This is a genomic window from Pseudonocardia lacus (assembly GCF_018531445.1).
GTDB classification, from domain to species: domain Bacteria; phylum Actinomycetota; class Actinomycetes; order Mycobacteriales; family Pseudonocardiaceae; genus Pseudonocardia; species Pseudonocardia lacus.
Window position 1 is genome coordinate 1 of record NZ_JAHDTH010000288.1, and the last position, 7,346, is coordinate 7,346.

General features: G+C 73.9%; 8 protein-coding genes and 1 pseudogene. 1 reads left to right on the plus strand and 8 read right to left on the minus strand.

Annotated elements, in window-relative coordinates; all coding sequences use genetic code 11:
- Both KIK08_RS35705 and KIK08_RS35710 read right to left on the minus strand, forming a co-directional pair.
- On the minus strand, positions 1-627 hold a 627-nt coding region (locus tag KIK08_RS35705), incomplete at its 3' end, for an SRPBCC family protein (protein ID WP_214407740.1).
- 91 nt (positions 628-718) lie between these two features.
- Entirely contained in the window at positions 719-1,372 is a 654-nt protein-coding gene (locus KIK08_RS35710) for a 4a-hydroxytetrahydrobiopterin dehydratase (RefSeq protein WP_214407741.1), read from the minus strand.
- Positions 1,373-1,558: 186 nt separating this feature from the next.
- On the opposite strand from KIK08_RS35710, the gene KIK08_RS35715 reads away from it, so the two are divergent.
- A complete protein-coding gene (locus tag KIK08_RS35715) occupies positions 1,559-2,650 on the plus strand; it encodes a substrate-binding domain-containing protein (RefSeq protein ID WP_214407742.1) in 1,092 nt (363 codons plus the stop codon).
- Positions 2,651-2,782: 132 nt separating this feature from the next.
- On the opposite strand, the gene KIK08_RS35720 is transcribed toward KIK08_RS35715, so the two are convergent.
- The 6 genes and pseudogenes from KIK08_RS35720 to KIK08_RS35745 all read right to left on the minus strand — a co-directional run.
- Positions 2,783-3,625: an enoyl-CoA hydratase/isomerase family protein gene (locus KIK08_RS35720; RefSeq protein WP_214407743.1), complete on the minus strand. Its 843-nt coding sequence runs from the start codon at positions 3,623-3,625 to the stop codon at positions 2,783-2,785.
- Positions 3,622-4,410 carry an enoyl-CoA hydratase gene (locus KIK08_RS35725; RefSeq protein ID WP_214407744.1) on the minus strand — a complete coding sequence of 263 codons (789 nt, stop codon included), beginning with the start codon at positions 4,408-4,410 and terminating at the stop codon, positions 3,622-3,624. Before KIK08_RS35725 ends, KIK08_RS35720 begins: the two co-directional genes overlap by 4 nt.
- Positions 4,407-5,300 carry a crotonase/enoyl-CoA hydratase family protein gene (locus tag KIK08_RS35730; protein WP_214407745.1) on the minus strand — a complete coding sequence of 298 codons (894 nt, stop codon included), beginning with the start codon at positions 5,298-5,300 and terminating at the stop codon, positions 4,407-4,409. Before KIK08_RS35730 ends, KIK08_RS35725 begins: the two co-directional genes overlap by 4 nt.
- A 1-nt stretch (position 5,301) precedes the next feature.
- Entirely contained in the window at positions 5,302-6,063 is a 762-nt protein-coding gene (gene fabG / locus KIK08_RS35735; RefSeq protein WP_214407746.1) for a 3-oxoacyl-ACP reductase FabG, read from the minus strand.
- A 76-nt stretch (positions 6,064-6,139) separates the two neighbouring features.
- Positions 6,140-7,132: an NAD(P)H-dependent flavin oxidoreductase gene (locus KIK08_RS35740; protein WP_214407747.1), complete on the minus strand. Its 993-nt coding sequence runs from the start codon at positions 7,130-7,132 to the stop codon at positions 6,140-6,142.
- Positions 7,133-7,217: 85 nt separating this feature from the next.
- Positions 7,218-7,346: pseudogene (locus tag KIK08_RS35745) on the minus strand (acetyl-CoA C-acetyltransferase); the annotation flags it as partial.

Consider the following 7,346-nt stretch of genomic DNA (forward strand, 5'->3'; position numbering starts at 1 on the left):
GCACCGGCGGGCCGACGGCCGCGCGGGCGCGGGTGGCGCCGCGACCGCGAGTGCCCCGACGACCACCGCGAGCGCTGGGCGCACCCTCGCCGCCGCCAGCACCGCGCCCACCCGCAGCCCGACGTCCAGCAGCGCGTTGCGCAGCGAGCGGCGCGGTGCGATCCCCCGCTCGCACCACAGCCGCAGCCGGTCGAACGACCACGCCGTGCCCCACCCCATCAGCGGCCGGAAGGCGAACCGGTCGACCAGCCCGCCGACCCGGCCCCAGCGCGGGGCGTAGTCGTACCCGGTGAGGAATCGGACGCCCCCGGCGTCGGGCACGTAGCGCCAGTAGCCGCTCCCCTCGGCGATCAGCGAGAGCGGGTGGTCGGAGGCGAACCGCAGCGCGGACGTCCGGGTGCCGTCGGGCCGGTGGCGTTCCCCGGCGTGGACCCCCGATCCGGAGACGGTGAGCCCGGGCAGGACGCGCACCGCGTAGCGGAACCGCCGCGCCTGCCCCGGCCCGGACGCCAGCGGCTCGATCCGGGTGAACCGCAGGTCCCAGCTCTGGTGTGCCGCCGGGTCCTGCGTGCGCCGCCAGACGGTGTCCACGTCGGCGCGGATGCGCGTCTCGACGTACAGACCCATGCCCACCTCCCGGATTGAGCGATCGCTCAAATCCGAGCGTACGGCGTGACCCCGCGGCGGACCAGAGCCGTTCAGCCGCGCAGCCCGCTGCTCAGCGGCGGTCCTGCCAGGTGCAGACGCACGCCTCGTTGCCCTCCCGGTCGGCCAGCACCCACCACGCCCTGGCCCGGTCGTCGGAGACCAGCGTGCCGCCCGCGGCGAGCGCCGCGGCGACCCGCTCCTCGGCCACGTCGTGGGCGACGACGACGTCGACGTGCAGGCGGTTGCGCTGCGGGCGCGGCGCGTCCATCTGTTGGAACCACACCGCCGGCCTCCGCCCGAGTGGGTCGACCAGGGAGCCGTCGACGTCGCGGTAGCCCAACACCGCGGCCCAGAACGGCCGCACCGCGGCGATGTCCATGGCGTCGATGGCGAGTTCGGTCAGCTCGGCGCGGGTCGGTTGGGCGACCGCGCCCGCCGCGGCGGCGAGCGCGGAGATCGTGCGGGCGAGGTCGGCGTCTGCGGTGGTGACGGCCCCGGCGGCGTGGGTCGTCAGCGCCACGCGCACCGTGCCGGGGTAGCGCAGGTCGACGTCGGGGTGGTGGTGGGCCGCCTCCGCGGCCTCGGCCACCGCGACCACGAGGGCGACCGCCGCCGGGTAGGAGCCGGCGTCGAACGTGGCGTGGATCGACTCCAGCAGGTAGCGCCAGTCGTCGAGCCCGTCGAGGGCGGCGAACCGGGACGGGGGGAGGGGTTCAGAGGCCATAGGGCATCCAAACAGTGCCCACCGACACAGACAGCCACAGCGTTACTGCTCCGTCCGTGGGACATAGCACACCTCCCTTCACACCATCGGGTGTGACACCAACCCGCCAGTAACCGAGCGTGCGAGGCCGTTTAGCCTGGCGGGGCGCCGCGCCTACGCGAAACCGTGCGGACGTATGGAGGAATCATGAGCTGGGACGCTCCCCGCCCGGTCGGTCGTCGCGGCATCGCCGCGGTCGCGCTGGCCGTCTCGCTCGCCGCCTGCAGCCAGGCCGCGCCGACCCCGGACGCGGCCGCCGCGGCGGCCGCCAACAGCCCGGTCATCGCGTTCCTGATGCCGGACCAGGCGTCCACCCGCTACGAACGCTACGACTACCCGCTGTTCCAGAGCCGGGTCGACAACCTGTGCGTGCGCTGCGACGTGATCTACAGCAACGCCGAGGCCAGCGGGGACAAGCAGCGCGAGCAGGCGATGGCCGCGCTCGACCGCGGCGCCAGCGTGCTGGTCATCTCCGCGGTGGAGCCCCAGGTGGCCGTCGACATCGTCCGCCAGGCCCACGACCGCGGCGCCCAGGTGGTCGCCTACGACCGCCCGATCGTCGACGTGCCCGCCGACCTCTACATCTCCTACGACAACGAGGCGATCGGCACGCTGATCACCGAGTCGCTGCTGGACCGGCTGGAGGACGCCCCGGACGGCGGCGGGCTGCTGCAGGTCAACGGTGCCCCCGAGGACGCGGCGGCCGACCTGGTCCAGGAGGGCGTCGCCGCGGCGCTGGAGGGCAGCCGGTTCCCCGTGCTCGCCGCCTACGACACCCCGGGCTGGGACCCGGACAAGGCCCAGGCGTGGGTGCGCGAGCAGATCACCCGGTTCGGGCCGCAGATCGTCGGCGTGATCGCCGGCAACGACGGCACGGCGGGCGGGGCGGCCGCGGCGTTCCGTGCGGCCGGCGTCTCCCCCATCCCTCCCATCACCGGCAACGACTCCGAACTGGCCGCGGCCCAGCGCATCCTGCAGGGCCAGCAGTTCAACACCATCTCCAAGCCGATCAAGATGGTGGCCGAGGGCGCCGCCGCGGCGGCCGTGCAGATCGTCAACGGCGGGCGGCCACCGGTCGGGGAGACGCTGTTCGGCACCCCGACCGAGCTGTTCGAGCCGACGATCGTCACCGCGTCGAACCTGCGCGCGACGCTCATCGACACCGGCGAGCTGGAACTGGGCACGGTCTGCACGCCCGAGCTGGCCGACGCCTGCCAGCGGGCGGGCATCAAGACCTAGGGCCAGGCCGGCCGCGCCGAGCAGCACCCGCGCGCAGCGCCCCGGCACCTCGGCCGGGGCGAGCCGGCTCGGGCGCCGCCGCGGCGTCGCCATGATCGCCACTGGCCCCGGCGGGCCGAGGCGGACCCGCGCTCAGCGGTGGTGGTACGTGGGTGCGCCGCCGGAGCGGTAGGTCCGCATGGCCTCGGCCCGGTCCTCGGTGGCGCTGGTCAGCACCTGCTGGCGGTTCTCCACCTCCACCGCGGCGTCGAACGACGGGATCTCCATCGACATCCACATGCCCTGCTTGGTCAGCGCCAGCGACAGCGGTGGGGCCCGGAGCAGGTCGGCGACCAACCGGTCGACGCGCTCGGTCAGCTCCGCGCCCGGCACCACGTCGGCCAGCAGGCCGATCCGCAGCGCCTCGGCGGCGTCGAACCGGCGCGCGGTGAGCATCAGCTCGTGCGCCCGCCCGGCCCCGACCAGCCGCGGCAGCATCCAGGACACACCGATGTCGCAGCCGGTCACCCCGATCCGGATGAACGACGAGGCGAAGATCGCCTCCTCGGCCGCGATGCGCACGTCCGACGCGCACACCAGCGCCAGTCCCCCACCGGCCGCCGGGCCGTTGACCTGCGAGACCACCACCTGCGGCATCCGCCGGATGCGCTGGACGAGCCCGGCGATCTGGCGCTGGGTGCCCAGCGTGCGGTGGATCGGGCCGGGCTCGGCCGCGGCGTTCGGCGGGTCGCCGTAGCCGTTGAGGTCCAGGCCGGCGCAGAACCCGCGCCCGGCGCCGGTGAGCACCACGACCCGGCACAGCGGATCGGCCTCGGCGTCGGCCAGCGCCTCGTGCAGGGCGCCGACCATCTCGGCGTCCATGGCGTTGAGCCGCTCGGGGCGGCGCATCTCGATGCGGCGCACCTCCGGGCCCGGTGAGGAGACGGCGACCGTCCCCCCGGTCGCCGGGGTCGCCGTCGGCGACGTCGTCGTCATGGGGTCCCTCCCGCGATGCGGCTGCGGTTGCGGGCCAGCACCGCCTGCCGGCGGGCCTCGAAGCCCGCCATGTCGGTGGTGCGGCTGGTGGCGATGCCGCGCTCGACCTCCAGCGCGGCGGGCACCCCGCCGCCCTCGACGTACATCCGCTTGATCGGCGCCATGACCTCGCCGGGCACCTCGGCCGCGGCGGCGGCCAGCCCGACCGCCCGCGAGACGACCTCGTCGTGCGCGACGACCTCGGTGACCAGGCCGATCCGCTCGGCGAGCGCCGCCGGGACCGGGTCGCCGGTCATCGACATCCGGCGGGCCCATCCCTGCCCGACGACCGTCGGGAGCCGGGCGGTCATGCCCCCGCCGGGCAGCACGCCGACCCTGGCGTGGGTGTCGGCGAACACCGCGCGCTCGGAGGCGACCAGGAAGTCGCAGCCGAGCGCGATCTCCAGGCCGCCGGTGTAGGTCGGCCCGTTGACCGCGCCGACCACCGGCTTGCCCATCCGCCCGACCTGGCCGATGCAGTCCTCCTGCCGGTAGCGCGCGAAGTACGCGGCGCCCTCGGCGGCGGCCTGCTTGAGGTCGACCCCGGCGCAGAACGCCGGGTCGGTGCCGGTGAGCACCACGGCCCGCACGTCGGGGTCGTCGTCGGCGGCCAGCAGGCCCGCGTACAGGGCGCTGATCAGCTCCCCGCTCAGGGCGTTGCGGGCGTCGGGCCGGTTGAGGGTGAGCACCCGCACCGCCCCGGCGTCGCGCACGAGCAGGACGGGCTCGCCCGGCCGCCCGGTCACCGCGACCTCGGGCCCTCGACCGGCGTGAACTCCTCCTCGCGCCACCAGGGGAAGAAGTCGGGCATGTCCGTCGACACCCGGTTCGGGTAGCGCGGGGTCCGCTTCTCCAGGAAGGAGGTGACCCCCTCCTTGGCGTCGTCGGACTTCCCGCGCGACTCCACGGCGCGCGAGTCGAGCTCGTGGGCGGCCATCGGGCTGTCGGCGCCGAGCATCTTCCACATCATGTGCCGGGCCATCGTGACCGACACCGGGGCGGTGTTGTCGGCGATCTCCCTGGCCAGCTCGTACGCCGCGGGCAGCAGCTCGTCGGGCTCGTGCAGGGAGCGCACCAGCCCGCCGGCCAGCGCCTCCTGCGCGTCGAACACCCGACCGGTGGTGGCCCACTCCAGCGCCCGGCTGATCCCGACCAGGCGCGGCAGGAACCAGCTCGACGCGGCCTCTGGCACGATCCCGCGGCGGGCGAAGACGAACCCGAAGCGGGCCTTCGTGGAGGCCAGCCGGATGTCGGCGGGCAGGGTCATGGTGACCCCCACGCCGACCGCCGGGCCGTTGAACGCCACGATCACCGGCTTGAGCGAGGCGTAGACCCGCAGCGACACCAGGCCGCCGCCGTCGCGGCGGGGGGCGTCGTCGGGGTAGTCGAAGGTGGAGCCGCCGCCGGAGAGGTCGGCGCCGGCGCAGAACCCGCGGCCGGCGCCGGTGATCACGATCGCCTTGACCCGGTCGTCGGCATCGGTCCGGTCGAAGGCGTCGATGATCTCGCCGGCCATCTTCCCGGTGAACGCGTTGAGCTTGTCGGGGCGGTTCAGCGTCAGCGTGGCCACGCCGTCGGCGACGTCGAGGGTGATCTGCTCGTAGTCCGGCTGCGCGCCGGCGGTCGGCTCCCCCACGTCAGTTCTTCGGTCCGCCGGCGGCGTAGATGACCTGCCCCGAGACGAACCCGGACTCCTCGGAGACCAGGTAGGACACCAGCGCGGCGATGTCCTCCGGCTGGCCGACGCGGTTGACCGGGATGGTCTTGGCCGCGCCCTCGATGAAGGCCTCGAACGGCACGCCCAGCCGCTCGGCCGTCGCCTTGGTCATCTCGGTCTGGATGAAGCCGGGGGCGATCGCGTTCGCGGTGACGCCGAACTTGCCCAGCTCGATGGCCAGGGTCTTGGTGAGCCCCTGCAGGCCGGCCTTGGCCGTGGAGTAGTTGGCCTGGCCGCGGTTGCCCAGCGCCGAGGTGCTCGACAGGCTCACGATCCGGCCGAACTTGGCCTCGACCATGTACTTCTGCACCGCGCGCGACATCAGGAAGGCGCCCTTGAGGTGCACGCCCATGACCGTGTCCCAGTCGGCGTCGGTCATCTTGAACAGCATGTTGTCGCGGGTGACGCCGGCGTTGTTGACCAGCACGGTGGGCCCGCCCAGCTCGGCGGCCACCCGGTCGACCGCGGCCTGCACCGAGTCGGCGTCGGACACGTCCGCGGCGACGGCGAGCGCCCTGCCGCCGTTGCCGGTGATCTGCTCGGCCGTGCCCTTGGCCCCCGCCTCGTCCAGGTCCAGCACGCCGACGGCCAGGCCGTCGGCGGCCAGGCGCAGCGCGGTCGCGGCCCCGATCCCGCGCGCGCCCCCGGTGACGATGGCGACGCGGCTCGTCGCAGTGGTCATGGTCGTACTCCTCGTTCTGCGGTAGCGGTGGTGGAGCCCGCGGCGGACCTCGTGGTGGGCCCGTCCGGCCGCCCGATCATGCCCCGACGGAGGCCGCGGGTTCCAGCGCGGAGGCCAGCCGGCCGCGGATGATGTCGCTCGCGTCGCCGATGATCCGCTGGACCAGCTCGTCGCAGGTGGGGATGTCGCGGATCAGCGTCTGCACCATGCCCGCCGACCAGATGCCGTGCTCGACGTCGCCGGTCTCGTAGACCTTCACCCCGCGCGCCCCGGCGACCAGGTCGCGGACCTCCTCGAACTTCGCCCCCTCGTTGAGCCGGCGCACGACCTCGCGGCTGACCGTGTTGTCCGCGACGCGGGCGGTGTTGCGCAGCTGGCGGAAGATCAGCTGGGTTTCCCGCTCCTCGGCCTCGACCAGGCGCTCCTTGACCTTCTGGTGGATGCCGGACTCGACGGTGGCCATCCAGCGGGTGCCCATGCTGATGCCGTCGGCGCCCAGGGCGAGCGCGGCGACCAGCCCGCGGCCGTCGGCGAACCCGCCGGAGGCCAGCATCGGGACGGTGATCCGGTCGGCGGCGGCCGGGATCAGCACCAGGCCGGGGATGTCGTCCTCACCCGGGTGGCCCGCGCACTCGAAGCCGTCGATGCTCACCGCGTCGACGCCGAGGGACTGCGCCTTGACCGCGTGGCGCACGCTCGTGCACTTGTGGATGACCTTGATGCCGTGCGCGTGGAAGTGCTCCAGGTGCTCGGCCGGGTTGGAGCCCGCGGTCTCGACGATGTCGACGCCGGAGTCGATGATCGCCTGCCGGTACTCGGCGTAGGGCGGCGGCTTGATCGCCGGCAGGATCGTCAGGTTGACCCCGAACGGCTGGTCGGTGAGCTCGCGGCAGCGCGCGATCTCCTCGCGCAGCGCGTCGGGGGTGGGCTGGGTGAGCGCGGTGATGAAGCCGAGCGCCCCGGCGTTGGCCACCGCGGCCACCAGCGGTGCCCGCCCCACCCACTGCATCCCGCCCTGCACCAGCGGGTAGCGGATGCCGAACTCCTCGGTGAACCTCGTCCTGACCACGCTGCCAGCCCTTCTCCGCGCTCGGATTGTCGACCGGCCGCGGCATCGGTGCCGCGGCCGGGTCCCGCCTCGTGCCGTGGTGTCGCTAGAGCAGTTCGAGGATGGTGGCGTTGGCCTGCCCACCGCCCTCGCACATCGTCTGCAACCCGTACCGGATGCCGTTGTCCCGCATGTGGTGCACCAACGTCGTCATGATCCGCGCACCCGACCCACC

Bases quoted from the DNA above. Each gene is read 5' to 3' on its own strand.
- KIK08_RS35710 (WP_214407741.1), bottom strand. From the start codon at position 1,372: ATGGCCTCTGAACCCCTCCCCCCGTCCCGGTTCGCCGCCCTCGACGGG.
- KIK08_RS35715 (WP_214407742.1), top strand. From the start codon at position 1,559: ATGAGCTGGGACGCTCCCCGCCCGGTCGGTCGTCGCGGCATCGCCGCG.
- KIK08_RS35720 (WP_214407743.1), bottom strand. From the start codon at position 3,625: ATGACGACGACGTCGCCGACGGCGACCCCGGCGACCGGGGGGACGGTC.
- fabG (WP_214407746.1), bottom strand. From the start codon at position 6,063: ATGACCACTGCGACGAGCCGCGTCGCCATCGTCACCGGGGGCGCGCGC.